This is a genomic window from Proteus penneri (genome assembly GCF_003144535.1).
Lineage (GTDB): Bacteria > Pseudomonadota > Gammaproteobacteria > Enterobacterales > Enterobacteriaceae > Proteus > Proteus penneri.
In genome coordinates this window covers 31,928-56,141 of record NZ_PHFJ01000003.1, presented here as the reverse complement: position 1 = coordinate 56,141, position 24,214 = coordinate 31,928, and the positions used below count along the sequence as shown (strand labels likewise).

Genomic DNA, 24,214 nt, shown 5'->3' with positions numbered 1-24,214 from the left:
GATAATTTTCGTTAATGCTTAACCATAATTAAAATTTGCCACTATTGGCATAGTCACCACTAAAAACATAAAAATTTATAAAATATTTGTAATCAGTGATTGTGCCTTTTTATCAGGCTCTTATAATTGTGCTGTTTATTCTCATACAGATTACAGGACGAAACAGACATGCGCAAAATATTCGTCATCTCATGTGCACTTGTCGTTCAAGGATCAATCATGTCGCAGGTAAATGCGGCAGTAGTCCCCGCAGGAACGATACTCGATAAAAAGCAAGAAGTTGTTCGACATTTAAAAGATGAGCCTGCATCACTTGATCCTATTAATGCAGTAGGATTAACAGAAGCTCAAGTGCAACGTGATTTATTTGAAGGGTTGACGATAGAAGATGAGCATGGACGTCCCATTCCGGGTGTTGCTCAAAGTTGGCGTACAGAAGATAATCGTGTATGGATCTTCACTTTACGTGATAATGCAAAATGGTCTAATGGCGAAAAAGTAACAGCAACAGATTTTGTTTATAGTTGGCAAAGGTTAGTTGACCCTAAGAATCTTTCACCTTTTGCATGGTATGCATCACTTGCATCTATTGAAAATGCACAAAAGATTATTGATGGAAAATTAAAACCAACATCATTAGGTGTAGAAGCGATAGATGAAAAAACACTAAAAGTGACATTAGAGAGACCTGTTTCCTATTTTCCAAGTTTGACGACTAATTTTTCACTATATCCAGTGCCTCGTCATAGTATTGAAAAATATGGTTCAGAATGGATTAAAGTTGGTAATTTAGTGGGTAATGGCGCCTTTGTATTAAAAGACAGAGTGATTAATGAAAAGATTGTATTAGCACCAAATCCTTATTATTGGGATCATAAAAATACAGTATTAACTAAAGTGACTTTTGTTCCTATTAATCATGAATCACATGCGACAAAACGTTATTTAGCAGGTGATATTGATATAACGGAATCATTCCCTAAAAATTTATATCATAAGTTAATGAAAGATATTCCTAATGAGGTTTATATCCCAGATCAATTAGGAACATATTATTATGCTTTTAATACCCAATCGGGGCCAACAAAAGATATTCGTGTACGTAAAGCGTTAGCGATGGCAATAGATAGAAAAATTATCACTGATAAGGTATTAGGTACAGGGGAAAAATCAGCAAACCGTTTTACACCTGATGTCACGGCGGGCTTCACCCCAGAACCCACAATTTATGATGAATACACTCAAGATGAATTAGATAGCCAAGCTAAGATCTTGTTAGCGGCTGCTGGATATGGCCCTCATAATCCATTAACACTCTCATTGCTATACAATAATTCAGAGAATCATCAGAAAATTGCTATTGCTGTTGCTTCTATGTGGAAGAAAAAGTTAGGGGTAAAAGTCCAATTACGTAACCAAGAATGGAAAACATATATTGATAGCCGAAATTCGGGTGATTTTGATGTTATAAGAGCATCTTGGGTTGGTGATTATAATGAACCTTCTACTTTTTTAAGTCTATTGAACTCTAAACATGCAGGTAATATTTCGAAATATCAAAATGAACAATATGATGAAATATTACTATTCGCAAGTATGACTATCGATTCAAATGAAAGAAATAATTTGTATAACCGAGCAGAGCAAATGATTGCTGAAGATGCGCCAATCGCGCCTATTTATCAATATACGAATGGACACTTAATAAAACCATGGTTAAAAGGGTATCCCATTGAGAATCCAGAAGATGTTGCTTATAGTCATACGTTTTATATTCTTAAACATTAATTTAAAGACTAAATTAGAAGCTTAAAATTAAGCTAATATAAAAATTTTAATTTAGTAATAAAGTCATTGAGCATAAATTATACCTCAAGATTAAAATTTATTTTGAGGTGTTTTTTTATTCTATTATCAATAGTAAAAATGAAAATATTTTAATTTATAAATTGATATATTGTTGGTCGATAAGCTAAGAAAATAAAAAAGTATAAAAAAGAACCCCTTTAAAAAGGGGCGTAGCAAAATAAAGCAGGATGATTTATTGTCTGGGTATAAATTATATTCTTTATACTCTATTTGCACGTTTTTTATTGTGTCTAACTGTTACAGTGGTTAATAAAATATTTATAACAAAAAAATCCCTCTGTTATAAAAACAGAAGGAGACTCAAAAGGAATAAACATTGCAGAAAAGATGTTAATACATTTTTGCCACTTTGTTTTGACTAATTGTGCAATGTGTTCGATGTTAAATATTATATTTCATATTATTTATAGGTATAATCCCTTAAAGATGATAAAAAATGATAAATTTATTATTATATTTAAGCCATTTATAGATAAAGCTACCTCTTGGCTTCGATGCATTGTTAAATTAAATTATAGTTTATAAGGGCACTTTAAAAGCGATAACCTAAAGATAATTGTATACTATTTAATTCAATATGGCGTTTGTTTGCAGTGGTATCGGAATAAAGATAGCCAAAGTTAATTGCAACCTCTTTTATGGGGTTATAATCGATGCCTATTTGGCCAATAACACTTGTTGTATCCACTCTATGCGTGTCTGTAGTATTTATTTCAGGGTGAAATTTATCTTCTTGGTGTTTTAATTTATTGGGCCCCATTTGGGCATAAATAGAAAACTTAGGTGTTATTCTATAAGTAGGGCCGATTAATAGAGCGGTAGTTTTAGTTTTATATTGTTTTATTGATGGAGTGATAAAACGAGGATCTTTAAAGGATTCTTTATGGTTTGAATTTAAATAGAGTAGAGAAATTAATAAACCCCAAGCATTTCCTGTTTCATAACGATAATTGATTATAGGGCCTTTGGCGGTATCTCCTTTTAGTTTTCCATAAATATGGCCACTATAGACAGTATGTGATTCATTGTAGGCATATAATGTAGAAGAGTAAGGTAAAACTAAGACAATTAAAATAATTATTAATTTATTCATTATAGAGGTTCTATGTTGATGTAAAGAACTCTATTTTTAGTAAGTTTAAGCACAATTTCAATGTTAATTGATTGAAATTACTCTTAAAAAAAATTAGCAGACTTATCTTTAATACATAATAAAAATGAGATTACATAAATAGCTCATTAATAAGTTTATTAATTTGTAAATAAGCAACTATTAGAAGAATAATATCAATAGATGAATTACTCACAATAGCGAATATGGCCTATTGTGAGTTTGAGTTAAGTAAAAAATTACTTTTTATCGACAATTTCTACCAGTGTATATTTTACACTAGGTGCATCAGCTGGTGGATTAGGAATATCTGTAACATTTACTTTTAATGTGTATTCATTACCCGCTTTATATTCAAAACCTTCAATGTTTTGATAGAAAAGGGACCATTCGCCTGAAGGGAGTTCTTTCACCTTCATGCATTTCATTGGTGCAACACCGACACAGTCATAAAGTTGTGAATCGACCAGAAGTGTTTTTGTTGTATCAGAAGTAGAGGCAGAATTAGCACTTTCAGTCGATGTTGCATCATTGCATCCGGCTAAAAGCAAAAATAAAGGAATAGCGAGAAATTTTTTCATATTGATGACCTTATTTTTAGGTTGCAATAAATGTATAAGATAATATTTAGTATACACTAGGGATCTAATTATTATAAATTACAGTAGATAAAATTTTCCCTATAAATAAAGTAAGTTACCTATAGATATTTCTAGTATTAATATACTAATGTAATTCTCCGAATTGGATTTAGTGTAATAATCCTAAAGTGGGAAATATAAATAGAAGTTTTAGATTAATTATACAAAAATAGTGTTGATATACAGTGAATTAGAAAAAAGTATAAAATAACATATTGAAAAATAATTAGATAAAGAGACGATTAATTAATCTATAGCGACTAAAGCAAGAGTATGGAGGAAACTAAGTGAAAACAATTAATGACTCTATTTTGCAAGATTCAGATGCAATTTATACCACACAACTTGATGGTCATGGTGGGGTAATAAAAATAACAGCAGATACAATTGCTACAAACAATAATCCTTATTGGATACATTTGGACTATCGTAAGCCACAAAGTGCGAAATGGATAGAAGAAACAGAATTACTTCCTCCTATTGCGAAAGATATATTACTTGCAGAGAATGTTAGACCAAAAGCACAACGCATTGGTGAAGGTGTCGTCATCAATTTGCAAACAATTAATAATAATCCTAATGATAGGCCTGATGAACTAGTCGCATTCAGAATTTATATTAACAGCCAAACAATTGTTTCGAGTCGTCATCGTCGAGTTAACTCGGTGGATTCTGTTATTCATACCTTAGAGTTAGGCAGTGGGCCGGAAAGTAGTGGTGATTGGCTTATAACTATGGCAGATGCTGTTACTGATGAAATAGGTGAATTTGTTGAAACTTTACATGATCAATTAATTGAACTCGAAGATATGATCCTCGACCAACAAATACCAGCAAGAGGTGAACTTGCATTATTAAGAAAACAATTGATTGTTTTACGGCGTTATATGGCCCCGCAACGAGATGTATTCTCAAGACTCTCCATTGAAAAATTACCCTGGATGAGTGATAGCGATCGGGTTACGATGTTAGAAATCTCAGAAAGACTTTCTCGACGTTTAGAGGATTTGGACAGTAGTATTTCTCGTACGGCAGTGATTGCTGATGAAATAACATCAATGATGGCTGATGCAATGAATAGACGTACTTATACTATGTCACTAATGGCGATGTTATTTTTACCAACAACATTTCTAACAGGGCTATTTGGTGTCAATTTAGGTGGGATCCCTGGAAATGAACTTCCTTATGGTTTTGCCATTTTTTGTTTATCTCTCTTTGTTTTGATTGTGATTGTTACTTGGTGGTTAAAACGTAGCAGGTGGTTGTAAATTTTCAGAAAATTAATCGTAACTAAATGGATTTAAAAAAGAATTCTCTAACCCTGTTTGAGATATATCAATTTTTTAAAATAGAACATCTGGCATTATAACTCTCGCAGGTGAATACAACGTTGAGCGATGAACGTTGTGCTCCATAATTGTAGTTTTTCTCATATTGAGTTCTTAATACAGAATAATTGACCATTATTACACCGATGTTTATTAACATCGGTTTTTTTTTGCTTAAACTTATTATTGGCGATTATTTGGCCATAAAAATCCTAAGCCTTGAATACAAGGCTTAGGAGATAGTCGATTATTTCACTTCAACAATATCGAGTTTGTTTTGACTAAAGTCAGGACGTTCATCATCTTCGTCTTGGAACATCACTGGAACGGTTGGAATATCGTCTTTATCAAAAGCTAAGTCGCCACCATTAATGACTTCATCACCATGTTTGATATTCACAAAATCAAATAATTGAGTATCACATAAGTGTGATGGAACAATGTTTTGTGTTGCTCTAAACATGGTTTCGATACGACCAGGGTAACGTTTATCCCAATCTCTTAGCATCTCTTTAATAACTTGACGCTGAAGGTTAGGTTGTGAGCCACAAAGATTACATGGAATAATTGGAAATTGTTTAGCTTGTGCGAAACGCTCAATATCTTTTTCACGAGCATAAGCAAGAGGACGAATAACGATTTGTTTGCCATCGTCGCTCATTAATTTAGGTGGCATACCTTTAAGCTTGCCACCATAGAACATATTTAAAAATAATGTTTCTAAAATATCATCACGATGGTGGCCTAAAGCAATTTTAGTCGCACCAAGTTCTGTTGCTGTGCGATATAAAATACCACGACGTAAACGTGAGCATAAAGAGCAGGTTGTTTTACCTTCTGGAATAATATCTTTAACAATTCCATAGGTATTCTCTTCAACAATTTTATATTCCACACCAAGTTCATTTAAATACTCAGGTAAAATATGCTCAGGGAATCCGGGTTGTTTTTGGTCTAAATTGACTGCAATAAGTGAAAAATTAATTGGCGCACTTTTTTGCAGATTCATTAGGATAGAAAGTAGCGTGTAGCTATCTTTACCACCAGAAAGGCAGACCATGATTTTGTCGCCATCTTCAATCATATTAAAGTCAGCGATAGCTTGCCCAACATCACGGCGTAAGCGTTTTTGTAGTTTGTTGAAATTATACTGCTCTTTTGGGATGCTCATTTTTTACGGTTCTATATCGTTGCTGATTATTCTGTAACTTGCTAACCAAGGCTTTGTTCTTCGGTATCTTGGATACCTTAACAATATGATAAATCAATAAAATATTTTATAGATTCAAATAATAAGTTGTGTGAAAAACAAAGTTATTTATGGCAAGAATATGGATAAGTCGCCAATGATACCAGATGGTAGGGTAGTTTCGATATAGATAACTACAGTTAAGCGATTTCAAGGCGGTAAAAAGTAATAACCTTATACACGAAATAAGGCTATTACTTTTTGTATCACGCGACGATTATTGATAGATATAAACCTTAATAAGGCATCGTTAGTCGTTCACGTAAAATAGCATTTTTCTACGTTCAGCGGTCAATTGTGACAATTCATCATCAGAGAAAAAATTAAGACATTTTGAGGGCAACACTCAACATAAGCAGAGCCTTGTTCTCTATGATTACATAAATCACATTTAATGATATCAATTTGAAATTTCTGACCAAACTCTAAATTATTTCGATTACCGTCTCTTTAATGGATATCTGTTACCAAAAATTATGATGATAATGTTGCTAATTTAGTTGCGAACCCCATAAAGAAAAGCCCGATAACACCATTACCTAATTTAGCGATATTTTTACGTGAGCCAAAGAAACGGGCAAGAGCTACACCACCAAATATTAGAAAAGAGAGATAGATAAAACTAAATGCTTCAAGCATGGAAGCGAGGATTAAATAAGATAATCCAGTATGTGCATAATTAAAATCGATAAATTGAACAAAAAATGAAATATAGAATAGAATCGCTTTAGGATTAGTCATACTTAATGTAAGTGCTTTTCTAAAAACGTGTTTCTGTGCTGTTGTTGTTTGTTCTGAATGTACTTTTTTGGAGAAAAAAGTGGCATGGATAATTTTTATTCCTAAATAAAGGAGGTAAAAAGCACCTAAAAAACGAACAATAGTAAAGAGTATAGGAGAGGCTTTTATAACGGATGCGACACCGATAAAAGCGAGAAAAATCAAAATTGCATCACCTAAAAACACACCAAATGCAGCACGATACCCGTCACGAACACCGCCTGATGCGCTTGTTTTTAGCACATAGAGTGTATTAGGGCCAGGAACGAGGATAATAAAAAACATGCCTGCAAGGTATGTCCAGATATTGAGTACACCAAATTGTTCAAGCCACACGTTAACCCCCAATCCTACTTTCTCTGTATTACTTAATGAATTGCTATTATATAAAGAGAATCCGCATTATTTAAACGCCTATTTTCACTCAGATAGAAGATAAATGTTTGATGCTTACTGCTTTCTGTTTGAAACAGCACCCTGTTAATACTTCAATGGATTACACCCTGTTATGAGCATTTAAAAAGATTTACTTTTCTTCTGTAAAGAGAGTGGGTCTCTTAAGTTAACTAAATTATATTTAACTGTTTTTTATACAGTGTTTATGTCGAACAATGATGATAAGGGAAATGTAATGTTAAAAGTCATTGCTGAAGATTTTATTAAAACAGAAGCATTACTAGGGAAATTGTAGAGTCGAATAACAAACTGATTTCTCCTTGTAGAAAAGAATTTTTTAATTTATGCCAGCTAAGTTTTTGGTTAAAAATGCAACTTGCTAATAATATATGAAAGGAAAAGCCACTTATAGAGTGGTTTTTTTATACACATTAATATTAATAAGGTTATCTATCTTAGATACCAGATTAAAAATACACTTAAATATTAATCAATATCATATAGGTTAAGACAAATTAATTTTACTTAGTAAGTGTCTTTTATTTTACTGATTAGTAACCAATAGAATTTCAATCGAAGCTTTAATCATATTTAAATTGTGGCTGAAACTAATGATAAATTGAAATTACTTCTTTTTTAATAACGTTATGATCTTAATATTTGCTTAGTAATAGTGAAAAATAAGGTAAGTTTATTGTTAGAGCGGATGGTCTTTTAATTATCAATTTAATCATAAGAATTTCTTTATAAAAATTAATTAATAACGTATTATTTATAAATAAAATTTATTGAGTATTAAACTCAATTTGATAAGAAAGCTAAATTCTATTTTAGTTCCTTTTTCTATCCTTTGCTTTTATATAGAGAATAAAAATGAAACGTAATTTATTTCTGTCTACTTCGTTGTTAGCTATTTCTACACTTTCTTTTAATGTACAAGCCGCGTTAGATAACACTTTATCAGTGGGTTATGCTCAAAGCTCAATTAAATTGAATGATGATAAAATAGATGATAATCCTAAAGGGATTAACTTTAAGTATAATCATGAGTTTGATAATGATTTGGGAATTATTGGATCACTGACGTATACAAAATTAACCTATAATTATTATAGTCGTTGGGGAAAAATTGGTTCAAGTGAAATTGACTATGTTTCATTAACGGCTGGCCCTAGTTATCGTTTTAATGACTATTTTAGTGCATATGGTTTAATTGGTCTTGGTCACGCTAGTCAAGAAGATAAATATTATTATGCTAATGATACATACAGCAAAACATCCGTGGCTTATGGATTAGGTTTACAAATTAATCCAATTCCAAGCGTAGCAATAGATGCATCTTATGAGTATTCAAAATTTGATGATGCAAAATTTGGTACTTGGGTATTAGGTGTTGGTTATCGTTTCTAATTTCAAGTTAATAAATAATATTGTTAAAAGGTCACGTAACGTGGCCTTTTTATTTTTTATAAAATATAAATTAAATAATATTAAAATAAATCATTTTGTTTAATTTTAAAATCTAATCACCTTCATTTTTCAAATAAATATTTTATTTATTTACCTTTATTTGGATGGTTCTCTTTATTATTTTTCAATTAAAATTAAATTATTTATATAAGTTTTACTTTGATTTATTATTTTGAGTGGAAGCAGCGATTTATAGTGTTGAATTAATTGCAATTTAAACTATTTTTATTGCTGTTTCTTATTTTATTAACTAAAGATAATATTGAGATATATAATGAAAAATAAATTATTATTACCAATTACAGCAATTTTCTTATCAATAACGGCATTTAATGCATCTGCTACATTGAAAAACACATTGTCCATAGGCTATGCACAAAGTCAGATAAAAGTAGATGGCGAGAAGGTAGATGAAGATCCTAAAGGATTTAATATTAAGTATGATCGCAAGATAAATAATGATTTTGGTCTTATCGGTTCATTTGTTTATAATAATAAAAAATATAATTGCTATGATGATAATGATAAAAATGTAGGGCATATTGATGTAGATTATTATTTATTTTCGGCTGGACCAAGTTATCGTTTTAATGAATATATTAATGCGTATGGTTTAATCGGTACTAGTGTTTTTAATGCTAATTATAAAGCTCCCTCTGAAGAACAGCATGAAAACAAAGTATCTATAAGTTATGGATTAGGTTTACAAATCAACCCAATTCCAAATGTAGCCATCGATGCATCTTATGAATACTCAAAATTAGATGATATGAAATTTGGTACTTGGGTGTTAGGTGTTGGTTATCGTTTCTAATTTTAAGTTAATAAATAATATTTTTAATAGGTCACGTAATGTGGCCTTTTTATTAATATAAATGTTTATCGCTATATTTGAGATGTAACTTATCAAAATGCATTTAATATACACTAAATGTGTTTTTTTTATTCAGATTGCTTGACTGTTGATAAAGGATCTTTATGATGCCATATTTTATATAGAGGAAAATATGTTAACTGTAATAAAAGCAGAACCTTCGCACTATGATGAAATGATTGCGGTTTGGGAATCGTCAGTTAGGGCTACACATACATTTTTATCTGAAGATATCATCTTATCGCTTAAAAAAGATATTGTAGAACACTATTTTCCAATGCTTAATACATATGTTGCGATAGACAATAATAATATTATTCACGGGATTTTAGGCACAGCAGAAAATAAGTTAGAAATGCTATTTGTTGATGCAAATTCTAGAGGGCATGGTTGTGGAAAATTGCTTACAACTTTCGCGATAAATACACTGCATATTGATGAGCTAGATGTCAATGAGCAAAATCTTCAAGCGATTGGCTTTTATCTTTATATAGGATTTGAGCAAGTAGGGCGTTCAGAATTAGATGGGCAAGGCAATCCTTTTCCATTGCTACATTTAAGATTAAATAAAAATAAGTATAAATACTAAATAAAGAGATGTTAAAGATATAAAATAGGGAGAAAAGTAAAAACTCTCTTTATTTATCTTATGCAAGTAATAATTATCCACTTAAACTTGATTTATATCGTGATAACTTATCTACTTTAATGAAATAATTTTTTCATAATTAAATAAATCTAACACGATAGTGGAATAGTTATGAAAAAAACCTTAATTATTATTTTCTCTTTATTTTTATTATCCTCTTGCTCTGAATCACAAGAAAATAAAGTTATTGAATATTGTATGGATACATTAAATATTTATAGTAATGTGAGCAAAGATCAATGTTTATGTTTTTATAATGAAGCAAGTAATAAATTTTCTTCAACTGAAATAGATAGAATGGTCAAATCACCGCCAATAAAACAAGAAAGTACACTGACAAGAGAAGGCACCATGTTTTTAACTATCGCACATTCATCTAAATGCTTCGAGTAACAGATATTATGTGTAATACCTAACAACAATGTGGCTGTTCCTCGCCCACATTAGGCGAGGGTTTACGGCGGATTTTGCTAAAAGATAAGCAAGTGAAGAGAAAAGAGATCATGATTTCCAAATAATATGGAACATAGGTTGTAGTGGATCACGACTAATTAGAACACGACCAAAAATATCATCAATATCAGAATCATCGTCTGGAGCGAGACCAATAATCACTTCGCTAAAACGGGCTGATGTGACAGGTAGGCCAACAATAAATTGCCAATCATTACCTAATGGAACTACTTCAGCAGCACCTCTTTCTTCAAATTGCAGGTTAAACAATAATTGGTCTGCAACATCTAAATTATCAGCTGCTTGGGCTAAAAATAGATCGTAAGCTTGTTCTAAAGCGTCATCTTCACTCATTAAAGTTGGTTCATTCATGGTAATGCCTGTCTATTATTTCAATCATTATTGCGTTAGTGGTATCGCATTTTTACTAATTTAGCACCGTTATATCTTATCAGTTCTTAGTAGTCTATTGATTATAACATTTCTGTTATAACAGAGGACTAAAGAAATAGCAGATGCGCTCTAATACACGATTTAAGAAGGGACGTTTTTCCCATTCATCCATGGTTAATTCTGTTGAGCGGGCAATATAATCATATTGCACAATGCTTAAATCACTTCCAAAACCTTCATCATCAATGACAACGGTAATTTCAAAGTTTAACCATAGACTACGCATATCAAGATTAACTGAACCTACCATGCTGAGTTGTCCATCAACCATCACACTTTTGGTATGTAATAAACCATCTTCAAATTGAAATATTTTTACACCGGCTTCTAGCATTTCTGTAAAGAAAGAACGGCTTGCCCAACGCACAAGGAAAGAGTCATTACTGCGAGGAATAATAATACTGACATTAACTCCTCGCATCGCAGCGGTTGAGATTGCATGAGCCAGATCATCGCTAGGTACAAAATAAGGTGTTGTGAGTACCAGTTCTTTTCTTGCAGAGTAAATCGCTGTAATAAGTGATTGCTGAATTAGCTCATCAGGAAATCCTGGGCCTGAGGCGATGATTTGTGTTGTATGACCACTTTCTTGTTCACAAGGCATAATATTGTCATCAGGAGGAGGAGGTAAATGGCGCTCACCCGTTTCCATTTCCCAGTCAAAAGCATAAATCATACCTAATGTTGTAGAAACAGGGCCTTCCATTCTTACCATAATATCAATCCATTGACCTACTCCGGAATCTTGCTTGAAATAACGAGGGTCAACCATATTCATACTTCCTGTATAGGAAATGTAATTGTCGATCAATACGATTTTTCGATGTTGACGCAAATCCATGCGGCGTAAGAAGAAACGGAATAAATTAACATGCAGTGATTCAACGAATTCAATACCTGCGGCTCTCATTACATCTGGGCCATTAGTACGGAAGAAATTCCAACTACCTGCGGAGTCAACCATGACTCTGCATTTTACACCGCGTTTAGCGGCTCTGATTAAGGCATCGGTGACTTCATCGACTAAACCACCTGATTGCCAAATATAGAAGACCATTTCAATGTTATCACGAGCGTTATTAATATCGCGTGTAATTGAATTTAGCGAATCTTCACAGGTAGTTAACAGTTCAATTTTGTTACCTTTAACGCCTCTAATACCCTGGCGTTTAGCGGTTAATTGGAAAAGAGGGGTTGCAATATCGCTCGTACTTGTAGCAAAGATATGTTTACATTTTCTCAAGTCTTCAAGCCACGCAACAACAGAAGGCCACATCTGTTTAGCATGTTCAACGCGTCGTTTTCCTAGGTGTAATTCACCAAAAGCAAAATACGCAATAACTCCGACTAATGGCAGAATATAGATGATTAATAACCATGTCATTGTTGATGTAACCGGTCGTCGGTGCATTAGGACACGAAATGTGACCCCTGCAATTAATAGCCAATAGAAGAAAAAGGTTAGCCAACTCAATACAGTATAAAATGTTGTCATAGTAGAGCTATTTTCCGTTGAAAATGAATTGCATGGATATGCTAAAGGCAATTTACTAAAAATAGTTCATTATTTTTGTTATTTGCCGAATGTTGTTATTAAATCAGGATTATTATCTCTGTCAAATCTCTTTCTTAAGAGATAAGTATTAAATAAGTAATAAGATACAACTCTTTATTCATTTTTTCTTTGTGAGAAATGCTTAAATGCTGGATGAAATTTAAGCAAAACATAAATCCCCCCTTGGATCACAAAATGAACGTCTTATAATAGTCCACTTATTCGAAAAAATAGGTGCTGATAGTATGAGACACAGTAGGACTGAAGTAGCTCGTTGGCGAATGATGAGACAAGCTATACGTAAACGACGCCGATGGCTAGAAGGGCAATCTCGCCGTAATTTCCGAATTTATAAGCTGCGTAAACTTGATACTTCTAGAAAACATAGAGCACTTTTATTTGTACAACACATAGAATGGAACTCATAATTTCACTTTTTAACAGTTAATATCAATCATTTTGCTAAACCTTATTGAATATGATTGCTATTTGCATTTAAACTAGGGGCATATTTTTTCTTTAGGTGAAATAAGATCAGTTATGCGTTGGAAGCTTTGGGTACTCATATCACTTTGTCTACATGCCTCACTTGTTGCGGCTGCGATGTTATATGTTGTAGAAGATAAGCTAGTTACACCTGAGCCTATCTCTATACAGATGTTGGCATTTGCAGCAGATGAGCCTGCAGGCGAACCAGAGCCTGTGGTTGAAGAAGTTACCCCGCCAGAACCTGAGCCGGTTGTTGAACCAGAACCAGAACCTGAGCCAGAACCTATTCCTGATGTAAAACCTGTTATCGAAAAACCAATAGAGAAAAAACCTGAACCGAAACCAAAGCCGAAACCAAAACCTGTGGACAAACCCAAACCGCCTGTTGAGCGACCACAACCTTTAGTTGTTAATAAAGGTAATGATCTCAAAAATCTTAACCCAACGGCAAAGCCAAGCGATAAAGGCGATGAAAAACCAGTTGCAGTGGCAAGCAGTGGTGAAGGCAGAGTACCAAATGCAGTACGCCAAGGTTTACCTGAATATCCTTCGCGAGCAAGAGCTGTGGGTATTGAAGGGGCTATAAAAGTTCGTTTTGATGTTGATGCTGATGGGCGAGTGGACAATGTAGAAATACTTTCTGCTGATCCAAAAAACGTGTTTGAACGTGAAGTAAAAAGAGCCATGCGCCAATGGCGTTATGAAAAAATCCCTTATAAAGGAAAAGTGGTTCTTATTGAGTTTAAAATGACAGGGATATCAGCAAGCTAATTTTTATAAAGTTAGCGGTTAAACAAAGCGATATTATTATTTAATACCAGATAAATAAAAGGCACTTTTAATAAGTGCCTTTTTTAGTATCTCAATTTTAATACTTTTCGTTATTTTGGGTAATGGCGTTTTATTCCATTGTGCTTGTTAACGTAAAGTGAGCTTTACCTTCAGGTAAACGGCGAGCTGAATTGTTCTCATCAACGGCAACGTAGGTAAACACTGCTTCTGTTGCGCGATAGCGTTGGCCGACAGGTTCTGTGGCAACTTTCTTAACCCAGACTTCAATATTAACCGTAATTGAAGAATTACCTGTTTTTAAGCAACGTGCATAGCAACAAACGACATCGCCAACAGCAACAGGTTTAAGAAAGGTAATGCCTGTTACGCTTACAGTAACGACACGACCTAACGCAATTTCTTTTGCTAAAATTGCACCACCGATGTCCATTTGAGACATTAACCATCCACCGAAAATATCACCATTGGCGTTAGTATCAGCAGGCATGGCAAGGGTACGTAAAACGAGCTCACCATTAGGCAAAGATTGTTGTTCAGTCATGAAAATAAAGTATCTGTAAATAATGTTGAAAACAAGGAGATATTTACTCGTCATACTTCAAGCTGTAGCGTTGTTGACTTCGTTCATTCGCATTAGTCACATACTGATGTATGCTCCTAGTGTTTCATTCACTTGTCGCCTAACTACACCTCGAATTATTTAGAGTACATATCCCCCAATAAAATAAAAATGATTATTCAGATTTTGAATGAGCATCATGTGATGTCGGTTTAGATGCTTGTTTTACCATATCATCTGATAATTTGTGTTCACTATTTTCTGCAGTTTCGTCTTTAGTTTGTTCTTCTGGTAAACGGTTATTCCAGATATAAACCACACTAGCGATTGTAAAGATAAAGGTTAAAATAGTTAAGCCAAAGACTTTAAAATTAACCCAAGTCTCTTCTGCTAAAGAAAATGCCACATAAATATTACCAAGAGCACAAGCAAAAAAGAAAATCACCCATGCAATATTGAGTTTCTTCCAATTTGCGGGTGGCATAGCAAGTTCTTTGCCTAACATTCTTTCCATTAACGTTTTTGGCGTAAATAACTGCATACCAATTAAAACGATGGCAAAAATGGCATAAATCGCGGTTACTTTCCATTTAATAAAATCAGCAGAATGGAAGAAGATCGTTAATGAGCCAAAAATAGTCACCACGATGGCAGTAATGAGCGGCGCTTTCTCAACTTTATGGAAAATAAGCCATGTCAAACCGACTGAGATCCACGTCGCGATAATTAATGCACCTGAAGCATAGAAAATATCTTGCCATTTATAAAAGATAAAAAACACTAATAGTGGAGCAAAATCAAGTAATTGCTTAAGCCAGCCATTTTTCATAACAGATAGGAACCTATGGTTATTAAATTCATAAACTTCGCTATTCTAATGCAAAGCGACAGAAAATGGGTAAACAATTGCATATCTTTAACGACAGAGAGTTAATTTATACAAAAAACGCTATTTTTATCTGAAATAACCCAATGAAAAATCAACGTAATTGTGTTTATGTAAAATTAAAACTCAAGCTTGAGTTATGAAAGAGGATTTAAATATAACTCTAGTATATGATTTAGTTACTCATCATTATCATCCGCCACTTTTTGATGAATGTATATTCTGATAAGAGGAAATCAATGAACGGAAAAAGAATAATAAAATGGATGCCAGGATTAGGCTTATTATTTAACTATAAGCGTGAATATTTTGGCTATGACTTAAAAGCAGGGCTTTCGGTTGCTGCCGTCGCGCTACCTGTTGCTATTGCTTATACTGAATTATTAGGCATTAATGCTATTGTTGGATTGTATGCCTGTATTTTCCCCATGATTATTTATGCATTATTTGGTACTTCTCGCCAATTAATTACGGGACCAGATGCAGCAACGTGTGCGGTTATTGCGGCAGTCGTTATTCCATTATCTGCTGGTGATGAAAATACACGATGGCAACTTGCCATTATTATGACTGCAATGACGGGGTTTTGGTGTATTTTAGCTAGCCATTTCCGATTGGGGGCATTCACTGACTTTTTGTCTCGTCCTATTCTTCAAGGGTTATTAAATGGTGTGGCTATCACCATTATGGTCGGGCAAATTAGTAAAGTATTTGGTTTTGACACTTCTCCAGAACACCTAATTGAAAAACTTATTGAAGTTCCATTTCGATTAATGGATGCGCATTTACCTACGGTATTGATGTCAGTGGTAACACTCGCCTTATTATTAGGTATTCGGTATTTTCGTAGCCGATGGCCAGCACCACTAATTGCTATGGTTGTAATGACTTATCTTAGCTGGCAATTTGATTTAGCAAATTATGGTATTGCAATTGTGAATAAAGAAGCAGGAAATGTTGATCTATTCCTGCCAGTCGTGTCGATGAGTGGATTTCATCCTAGTGTATTACGAGAGTTATTGGTTCCATCTATAAACTTGGCTGTCATTAGCTTTGTGAGTTTTATGATGACAGCTCGCAGTTTTGCCAGTAAAAATGGTTATGATGTCGATGCAGATCAAGAATTAAAAGCATTAGGTATTGCCAATATTGCGGCTGCACTTTCACAAGGATTTGCTGTAAGTGCAGCAAGTAGTCGTACCGCAGTCAATGATTCTGTCGGTGGTAAAACGCAATTAGTTTCTATTATCGCAGCACTGGTTATTCTACTGGTGCTATTATTTATGACAGATTTCCTCGCCTATATTCCATTATCTTCACTTGGAATTGTGTTGATCGTCTCTTCATGGTCACTGCTGAGTATTCGTCATATTTGGTCTTATCGTAAACGTAATAAACAAGCATTTACATTGGCATCATTCACCTTGTTAGCAGTGTTATTAGCAGGGGTGATTAATGGTATAGGCTTTGCGGTCTTATTAGGCTTATTACAATTTTTACGTATTGTTTTTCGACCAAGCGATCAGCTATTGGGTATCGATGAGCAAGGAATGGTTCACTCAATGAATAAGGATAATGGTATTGAACCTATCGATGGCTTAATGATGTACCGTTTTAATTCACCACTGACTTATTTTAATGTGGGTTATTTTAAAAAACGGGTACTTCAACTTGTTGATAGTGCACCTCAACGTCCAGCTTGGTTAGCGGTAGATGCAGCTGTAAGCTTTACCTATGATGATGTCAGTGTATTTGCCGCTATTGATGAACTAATACGAGAGTTGCGAATAAAAGGCGTTAAATTGGTTTTGGCAGGACGGAGAACAGAGTTAAATCGCTGGATTGAACGTAACAAAATTTCGCTCAATGAAGATGACTTGATTATTGCTCCTGATCTCTATTTTGTGATCAGACTTTATCAAAGCCGACAACAGATCAAAGAAAAACAGAAAGAAGCAAGAAAAGAAGCGTTAAAGCAAGAAGCAGAGAGTAATAAAACATCGATATCAGAAGTATCAAGAGAGAGTCAGACTTCAACACCTTAAGCATTCCAGCTAAGTTTATGAGTGGTAATAAATAAACAGTAAAATCCCGTGATAAGTCGTTAGCTTATACACGGGATTTTTTATCGATAAGTTTTATGGGGAGTTATGTTTTGAATAAATTAGCGCATTTGTTGCGTTGTGTATTTGTTTTCAACCAACATAAATAAACGAAATAGGTAAATAATCATCCATGCTGAAGCCATATTTTTCAGAAGATAGAATAAGAAATTATGGATAAGATCAGGTAGTTGAATAGTTAGATTACTCACAAAACCAATGCCAAACTGCAATAAGATCCAAATACCTAAAGCAGGAATAAGTGAGCCAGATTCACTAAAGCCAATTTTCCAGCCTAAACGAATTGCACTACCCATATTTTGTTGGCGCACTAAAACAACGGGGGCTAATGCAAAACCAATAAGTAAAATGATGCCAGGAATAATCATCACCATAAAACCTGCGCTAATTAAAATAGAGCACAGAACAATTAATAAAAACATTTTTGGTAAGCGAGGTAAGCACGCGTTAAATGTTTGCCCAAGAGTAACATTGTGACCAGCAGAGATTGCCATAGCGAACATCAATAAGGTGAGAACCAAGATGCTTTGCTGTAATGTTTCAAATGCATACAGTGATAACACTTTTTTGGCAATACCCACGACACTGTTTGACATTGCTTCTAACTCCGCAGGAGAAGCAGAGGAAAGCTGTGTATTTTTAAAATTAGCCACAAATTCAATCATCACTTGGTATTCTTGAGGATTAGGGCCAATTAAGACATGAATTATCGCTAAAATAACAGCAAGGATAGCGGAAAGTGTAACAATACTACGTCGTTCATTCTTATAAAAATTCAGACTGTCTCGGTAGATTGTGCGTGCCGTGGTAGGCATGAAACTGCTCCTATAAAAAATAGACTGTGTCAATGCGCGCTATTGTACCTTCTACAACAACAAAATGGGATATTTTCTCTTACTTCTCTTATTTGGTTTTTTTCTTGTTATCAGTAATTAGAATATACTTATTATTTAAAATAAATAAAACATTATTTTAACATAAAAATAACCTTATTTTTAATTACATTTTTCAGGATATTTTTATTCAAAAATTATTAATAAAAATAAATTTAATTATAAGAAAAAATTGTATTAATCGGTAATTTGATGCAGATCAATTATAAATAATCGCATTGATAAATAATAATAAGAGAAATAACACTTTCTGCAAAAATAATTCCAAAGTTGTGATCGGTATTAGATCATAATTATCAATAAATGGTTATATTTTTAGCGGAGATTTTACTTATTACAGGAATGGGTTAAATAATGAAAAAACTTTCTGCGCTTATTTTAGCGGCTGCAACTCTTGCGCCTTCTATTTCTTTTGCTCACCAAGCAGGTGATTTCTTATTCCGTGCAGGTACTGCAACTGTTCGCCCTAATGCAGGTTCTGATAATGTATTAGGTATTGGGCATTTTGAAGCTAATAATAATACCTAATTAGGTTTAACCTTTGGGTATATGATCACTGATAATATTGGTGTTGAGCTATTAGCAGCTACTCCTTTTGAGCACAAAGTATCATTAACAAACTTTGGTGAAATTGCGACAGTTAAACATTTACCACCAACATTAATGGCACAATATTACTTTGGTAATGGTGAAGATAAATTACGTCCTTATCTAGGTGCAGGTCTTAACTTTACCACTTTCTTTGATGAAAAATTCAATTCAGCGGGTAAAGGTGCTGGTTTATCTGACTTAGATCTTAAAGATTCATGGGGCTTTGCGGCACAAGCGGGTTTAGATTATAACCTCGATAAAAACTGGATGCTGAATGCGTCTGTTTGGTGGATGAATATCGAAACGGATGTTAAATTTAAAGCAGGTGAAGATAGACAATCAATCAGCACACGTTTAGACCCATTTGTCTTTATGTTTGGTGTGGGCTACCGTTTCTAATTATTCTTTCTTTAAAAGAATATCTTATAATGAAAAAGCGAAGTTTATCTTCGCTTTTTTTATGTTTTAAATTTGAACCAAGCCTTTCACTTTTAGATTATATAAATTCTCTGTTTTATTGTTGAATACATCATTTATGAGTAATTAAAAATAGAGATAAAACAAAAGATGTATTTTAAATATAATATTTAAACATTAATAAAAATGTATCTTATATATATCTTTTTTTTACCTTCTTAATAAGATAGAAAAGTGTATTTTTATTTATTAAAAACCAATGGTCTTTTTATAAATAAAATAGGGCAATGTATAGATTTATTTTAAATGCAACTTTATTTGATTTTAGTGGAAGTGCTTTGTGTATCAAGAGATAGAAAGAAATAAAAAAAGAATAAAAGAGGGTTAAGAGAAGCAATATTCATAAAAATAAGAAAATTGGTTTTTAATCATTAAATGATTAATTATTCTTTTTAATTGTTCTCTTTACGAACATTTTTTTAAGTCGAAGTGAAAACACCCTTTTTTAATCTATTTGCGTTTTTTATAAAAATTGATCTGCTTTATGATAAAAGCTAATACTGAGAATGGTGTACTTAACAAAAAAAGACCACCGAAAAGGTGGTCTGAAAAGTAAGGCTAAAGGAAGGCTAGAATAAAGAAAGGATCAGCGAATCACCATTGAGTTGATAACACCTTTTACGCCAGTTACTTTACGGGTTGTTTCAATGGCACGATTAGCATCCGCTTGAGAAGAGACAAAACCACTTAATTGAACTTTACCTTTAAAAGTCTCAACGCTAATTTGTGTTGAGTTAAGATTTTTTTCACCAATTAGTGCTGTTTTAACTTTGGTAGTGATCACGGAGTCATCAAAATAACCCCCAGTACCTTCTGATGTTGCAGTTGGAGAACATGCAGACAACGTAAATGCCATCAGTAATGCCGCCATAACAGCGGAGATTTTTGCCCATAGTTTCATTATCAAACTCCTTATACATTGCGTAATTAATTGAGTATCTTTGAAAAGAAAATATAAAGCGCTTTATAAAGTATGTGCAAAAAATAAAATTTTGCCAAATTTTTATAGGTATTGATTATGTTACTTTAAATGGAGAAAAAAGAGGGATTGCGCCATTTCATGCGGACTAAGCACCAAAACGGGCCTTCAAAAGCGTGAGTCAATTAATAATGAATTAAGAGTAATCCGCTTAGAAAAATAGCAAACTATTCTCCTAAAGCGGATTGATTATGATAGTTAAGAGAGTGTAGCTGCTTTCATTTCTTGGACAAATTGAGTAAGCGCTTTAAGCATCACTTCAGGTTGATGAAGATTTTTCTCAATAATTTGTACAACGGCTGATCCTGAAATAGCACCCGCTGCACCATTTGCAATCGCCTCTTTCACTTGTTTTGGCTCTGAAATGCCAAATCCTTGTAATGCTGGGGGCGCATTATAGGTTTTTAGCTTGTCAGTAAGATGTGTTAGTGATTGTTCTGCGCGTTTATCTGTGCCAGTTACACCTGCTCTTGATAGTAAATAGGTATAACCTTTACCTGACGCTGCTAACTCTTGTAAAAGCTCATCATCAGCATTAGGTGGGCAAATAAAGATTGGAGCGATATTCGCTCGCTTTGCTGCCTCTCGGAACGCTTTTGATTCACGTAAGGGCACGTCACCAATTAAGACAGAATCGACACCAGCTTGTTGGCATTTACCATAAAAATTATCAATCCCATTACTAAAAACAAGATTGGCATAAACTAATAGGCCAATAGGAATATTAGGATGCTTTTTACGTACATTAGCTAAAAGTGCAAAGCAATCAGTGGGAGTTACGCCAACATTGAGGGCACGTAAATTAGCACCTTGAATAGTAGGGCCATCTGCAAGAGGATCGGAAAATGGAATACCAATCTCTAAAGCATCTGCGCCACCTTCAATTAATGTATCAATAATTTGTAATGACAGCTCAGGAGAAGGATCACCTAATGTGACAAAAGGAACGAATGCGCCTTGCTGTTGTTGTGCTAATGCCTCAAAGCATACTTGATAACGGCTCATTAGATTTCTCCTCTTGCTGCTAAAATATCGTTTACAGTAAAAATATCTTTATCACCACGGCCTGATAAGTTCACAATTAATAACTGTTCTTTGTCAGGATTTTGTGCAATTAATTTCAGCGCATAAGCCAATGCATGAGAAGATTCTAAAGCTGGAATAATTCCTTCTCGGCGAGAAAGTGCTTTAAAGGCTTCTATGGCTTCGTCATCGGTAACAGAAACATAATCAGCACGACCAATGCTGTTTAAATGTGCGTGTTGTGGTCCAACTGATGGGAAATCAAGACCCGCTGAAATTGAATATGACTCTTCAATTTGTCCTTCATCAGTCTGCATAATTGGGGATTTCATCCCAAAATAGATCCCTAATTTTCCATGTTTCAGAGGTGCGCCATGTTCACCTGTTTCAATGCCTTTACCCGCAGGTTCAACGCCAATGAGTTGCACAGGTGTTTCTGGAATAAAGGAAGCAAATAAACCGATAGCGTTAGAACCACCACCAATACAAGCAATAACAGCATCAGGTAGACGACCTTCACGCTCTAAGATTTGTGCTTTGGCTTCATCACCAATCATACGTTGAAACTCACGGACAATAGTTGGATAGGGATGAGGGCCTGCTGCTGTTCCTAATAAGTAATGCGCGCGATCGTAACAGCCAGACCAGTCGCGCAACGCCTCATTACAGGCATCTTTTAAGGTAGATGAACCACTATGAACGGGAATAACTTCAGCACCCATTAAACGCATACGAAAGACGTTAGGTGATTGACGTTCGACGTCTTTTGCACCCATATAAATACGACACTTCATATTAAGCAGTGCACAGGCCAAAGCCGTTGCAACACCATGTTGACCTGTCCCCGTTTCTGCAATAATTTCGGTTTTACCCATACGTTTTGCTAATAAGGCTTGGCCTAATACTTGGTTAGTTTTATGAGCGCCGCCATGCAGTAAATCCTCACGTTTTAGATATAAACGAGTCCGCGTGCCTTCTGTTAAATTACGGCAAAGAGTTAATGCTGTTGGTCTACCTGCATAATTTTTTAATAAATCTTGGAATTCTTGCTGAAAAGAGGGATCGTTTTGTGCATCAATAAAAGCTTGTTCGAGTTGATCCAACGCAGGAATTAAGATTTCAGGTACATATTGGCCACCAAATTCGCCAAAGTAGGGGTTAAGTTTTCTCATTGTGATGTCATCCTGTTTAAAATTTTATCTTTGTGAAATTTAGTTTTGCTATAATTGTGCAAAGACTTGGTTCAGACGTTGCGCATCTTTTATGCCCGGAGCCGATTCTACTCCAGAGTTAAAATCAAGCCCGATACAGCCTGTTTTAACTGCATCTAAACAGTTTTCACTGTTAAGACCACCTGCAAGTAATGCTTTTTCACGTATTGTGTTTGGAATTTTTTGCCAATTAAATGTTGTTCCTGTACCGCCTGTGCCGTTATCAAGTACATATTTATTAACGTGTGAAACGGGGAGAATATCACTGTGAATTGCCATATTTATGGCTTGCCAAATCTCACAGCTAGGTTGAATTTTTTGTCTAAGTTGCTCAATAAACTGAGCATCTTCTTGTCCATGTAATTGAATGGCAGATAAATTAAGTTTTTCTGCATAGTCACAAATAAGTTCAATAGGTTGGTTTTGAAAAACACCGACAAACGCTAAGGGGGCTTGTGTTATCAGCTCTTGAGCTTGTGACAATGTCACTTTACGTGGAGATTTTTCTGCGAAAATTAATCCTGCATAGTAAGCACCGGCTTGATAAACCGCTTTTACATCTTGTGTACGAGTTAACCCGCACACTTTATGCTTTCCCAAAACGAGTGCTCTTACTGCTTGGTCAATATTTTCTTGTGACATTAAGGCACTACCCACTAAAAAACCATTAGCATATTGGCTTAACTCTTGAACTTGCTGGTGGGTATGAATACCTGATTCACTGATCACGATTGCATCTTTAGGTAATCCTTGGCTTAACTGTTGGGTACGAACTAAATCAATAGAGAGATCTCGCAAATCGCGATTATTAATACCAATAACTTTGGCATTAAGCTTAATTGCTCGTTGACGCTCTTCTTCGGTGCTGACTTCGGTTAACACACCCATATTTAATTGATGAGCAACTGTTGATAGCGCGCGATATTGTTCATCATCTAAGACAGAAAGCATTAATAAAATGGCATCTGCTTGATAAAAACGTGCTAAATAGATTTGGTATTCATCAATAATAAAATCTTTGCACAAAACGGGCTGATGTACGGCTTGGCTGACTTGACGTAAATAATCAAAGCTTCCTTGAAAATATTTTTCATCGGTTAATACCGAAATTGCTGCAGCATAAGGCTGATAAATTTTTGCAATTGTAGCGGGATCAAAATCAGCACGAATTAATCCTTTTGAGGGCGATGCTTTTTTACATTCTAAAATAAAAACCGTATTAGGTTGAGTTAATGCCTGATAAAACGAGCGCGTTGAAGGCACTATTTGCTGCACAAATTCTGATAACGGTTGGCTTGCTTTACGTGCGATCAAATATTCTGCTTTATCTTTTACAATGGCGTTTAATACAGTCATGTTT

The 24,214-nt window shown here is 34.2% G+C and carries 21 protein-coding genes and 2 pseudogenes; 10 read left to right on the top strand and 13 right to left on the bottom strand.

Annotated features, from left to right (window positions below; genetic code table 11):
• The first annotated feature begins 219 nt into the window (after positions 1 to 219).
• A complete protein-coding gene (locus tag CUB63_RS05055; RefSeq protein WP_415752986.1) occupies positions 220 to 1,788 on the top strand; it encodes a peptide ABC transporter substrate-binding protein in 1,569 nt (522 codons plus the stop codon).
• A 613-nt stretch (positions 1,789 to 2,401) separates the two neighbouring features.
• Here the strand turns inward: CUB63_RS05055 and CUB63_RS05050 are convergent.
• A complete protein-coding gene (locus CUB63_RS05050) occupies positions 2,402 to 2,962 on the bottom strand; it encodes an Ail/Lom family outer membrane beta-barrel protein (protein ID WP_109847595.1) in 561 nt (186 codons plus the stop codon).
• A 257-nt stretch (positions 2,963 to 3,219) separates the two neighbouring features.
• On the bottom strand, positions 3,220 to 3,561 hold the full coding sequence (locus CUB63_RS05045; RefSeq protein WP_072062525.1) for a DUF4377 domain-containing protein: 342 nt from the start codon (positions 3,559 to 3,561) through the stop codon (positions 3,220 to 3,222).
• Between the two features lie 347 nt (positions 3,562 to 3,908).
• Here CUB63_RS05045 and zntB point away from each other — a divergent pair, with 347 nt between their 5' ends.
• Complete coding sequence (zntB, locus tag CUB63_RS05040) at positions 3,909 to 4,892, top strand: zinc transporter ZntB (protein ID WP_109847594.1); 984 nt, start codon at positions 3,909 to 3,911, stop codon at positions 4,890 to 4,892.
• Positions 4,893 to 5,199: 307 nt separating this feature from the next.
• Here the strand turns inward: zntB and ttcA are convergent, their stop codons facing one another.
• Positions 5,200 to 6,123, bottom strand: coding sequence for a tRNA 2-thiocytidine(32) synthetase TtcA (gene ttcA, locus CUB63_RS05035; RefSeq protein ID WP_006536998.1), 924 nt, complete (start codon positions 6,121 to 6,123; stop codon positions 5,200 to 5,202).
• A gap of 552 nt (positions 6,124 to 6,675) precedes the next feature.
• Positions 6,676 to 7,317 (bottom strand): leucine efflux protein LeuE, encoded by a 642-nt coding sequence (leuE, locus tag CUB63_RS05030; RefSeq protein WP_082147295.1) that lies wholly within the window; start codon positions 7,315 to 7,317, stop codon positions 6,676 to 6,678.
• A gap of 933 nt (positions 7,318 to 8,250) precedes the next feature.
• On the opposite strand from leuE, the gene CUB63_RS05025 reads away from it, so the two are divergent.
• From CUB63_RS05025 to CUB63_RS05010, 4 genes are all read left to right on the top strand, one after another.
• On the top strand, positions 8,251 to 8,787 hold the full coding sequence (locus tag CUB63_RS05025; protein WP_006536995.1) for an Ail/Lom family outer membrane beta-barrel protein: 537 nt from the start codon (positions 8,251 to 8,253) through the stop codon (positions 8,785 to 8,787).
• 334 nt (positions 8,788 to 9,121) lie between these two features.
• Entirely contained in the window at positions 9,122 to 9,661 is a 540-nt protein-coding gene (locus tag CUB63_RS05020) for an Ail/Lom family outer membrane beta-barrel protein (RefSeq protein WP_006536994.1), read from the top strand.
• Between the two features lie 193 nt (positions 9,662 to 9,854).
• The gene (locus tag CUB63_RS05015) at positions 9,855 to 10,310 is read left to right on the top strand and encodes a GNAT family N-acetyltransferase (RefSeq protein ID WP_109847593.1); all 456 of its coding nucleotides are present in this window, start codon (positions 9,855 to 9,857) and stop codon (positions 10,308 to 10,310) included.
• A 171-nt stretch (positions 10,311 to 10,481) separates the two neighbouring features.
• Positions 10,482 to 10,763, top strand: a complete 282-nt coding sequence (locus CUB63_RS05010) for a lipoprotein (protein ID WP_109847592.1) — start codon at positions 10,482 to 10,484, stop codon at positions 10,761 to 10,763.
• 108 nt (positions 10,764 to 10,871) lie between these two features.
• Here CUB63_RS05010 and CUB63_RS05005 read toward each other — a convergent pair whose 3' ends face one another.
• On the bottom strand, positions 10,872 to 11,201 hold the full coding sequence (locus CUB63_RS05005) for an HI1450 family dsDNA-mimic protein (RefSeq protein WP_373273825.1): 330 nt from the start codon (positions 11,199 to 11,201) through the stop codon (positions 10,872 to 10,874).
• A 109-nt stretch (positions 11,202 to 11,310) separates the two neighbouring features.
• The gene (gene cls, locus CUB63_RS05000) at positions 11,311 to 12,771 is read right to left on the bottom strand and encodes a cardiolipin synthase (RefSeq protein ID WP_072062521.1); all 1,461 of its coding nucleotides are present in this window, start codon (positions 12,769 to 12,771) and stop codon (positions 11,311 to 11,313) included.
• 305 nt (positions 12,772 to 13,076) lie between these two features.
• On the opposite strand from cls, the gene CUB63_RS04995 reads away from it, so the two are divergent.
• Entirely contained in the window at positions 13,077 to 13,259 is a 183-nt protein-coding gene (locus tag CUB63_RS04995; protein ID WP_036913581.1) for a YciY family protein, read from the top strand.
• Between the two features lie 112 nt (positions 13,260 to 13,371).
• Entirely contained in the window at positions 13,372 to 14,091 is a 720-nt protein-coding gene (gene tonB / locus CUB63_RS04990; RefSeq protein WP_109847590.1) for a TonB system transport protein TonB, read from the top strand.
• 130 nt (positions 14,092 to 14,221) lie between these two features.
• Here tonB and yciA read toward each other — a convergent pair whose 3' ends face one another.
• On the bottom strand, positions 14,222 to 14,653 hold the full coding sequence (gene yciA, locus CUB63_RS04985) for an acyl-CoA thioester hydrolase YciA (RefSeq protein WP_006536988.1): 432 nt from the start codon (positions 14,651 to 14,653) through the stop codon (positions 14,222 to 14,224).
• 292 nt (positions 14,654 to 14,945) lie between these two features.
• Positions 14,946 to 15,500, bottom strand: a pseudogene (locus CUB63_RS04980) (septation protein A); the annotation flags it as partial.
• Between the two features lie 296 nt (positions 15,501 to 15,796).
• On the opposite strand from CUB63_RS04980, the gene CUB63_RS04975 reads away from it, so the two are divergent.
• Entirely contained in the window at positions 15,797 to 17,602 is a 1,806-nt protein-coding gene (locus CUB63_RS04975) for a SulP family inorganic anion transporter (protein WP_232240046.1), read from the top strand.
• A 119-nt stretch (positions 17,603 to 17,721) separates the two neighbouring features.
• Here the strand turns inward: CUB63_RS04975 and CUB63_RS04970 are convergent, their stop codons facing one another.
• On the bottom strand, positions 17,722 to 18,495 hold the full coding sequence (locus CUB63_RS04970) for a YciC family protein (RefSeq protein WP_109400366.1): 774 nt from the start codon (positions 18,493 to 18,495) through the stop codon (positions 17,722 to 17,724).
• 432 nt (positions 18,496 to 18,927) lie between these two features.
• Between CUB63_RS04970 and ompW the strand changes: the two are divergent.
• Positions 18,928 to 19,563 (top strand): annotated as a pseudogene (ompW, locus tag CUB63_RS04965) (outer membrane protein OmpW).
• 664 nt (positions 19,564 to 20,227) lie between these two features.
• On the opposite strand, the gene CUB63_RS04960 reads toward ompW, so the two are convergent.
• The 4 genes from CUB63_RS04960 to trpCF all read right to left on the bottom strand — a co-directional run bounded on the left by CUB63_RS04960 (position 20,228) and on the right by trpCF (position 24,210).
• The gene (locus CUB63_RS04960) at positions 20,228 to 20,542 is read right to left on the bottom strand and encodes a BON domain-containing protein (RefSeq protein ID WP_006536978.1); all 315 of its coding nucleotides are present in this window, start codon (positions 20,540 to 20,542) and stop codon (positions 20,228 to 20,230) included.
• Between the two features lie 276 nt (positions 20,543 to 20,818).
• Entirely contained in the window at positions 20,819 to 21,625 is an 807-nt protein-coding gene (gene trpA / locus CUB63_RS04955) for a tryptophan synthase subunit alpha (protein ID WP_006536977.1), read from the bottom strand.
• Positions 21,625 to 22,815 carry a tryptophan synthase subunit beta gene (gene trpB, locus CUB63_RS04950; RefSeq protein ID WP_109847588.1) on the bottom strand — a complete coding sequence of 397 codons (1,191 nt, stop codon included), beginning with the start codon at positions 22,813 to 22,815 and terminating at the stop codon, positions 21,625 to 21,627. Before trpB ends, trpA begins: the two co-directional genes overlap by 1 nt.
• Positions 22,816 to 22,863: 48 nt before the next feature.
• Positions 22,864 to 24,210: a bifunctional indole-3-glycerol-phosphate synthase TrpC/phosphoribosylanthranilate isomerase TrpF gene (gene trpCF / locus CUB63_RS04945; RefSeq protein ID WP_006536975.1), complete on the bottom strand. Its 1,347-nt coding sequence runs from the start codon at positions 24,208 to 24,210 to the stop codon at positions 22,864 to 22,866.
• Positions 24,211 to 24,214 lie beyond the last annotated feature (4 nt).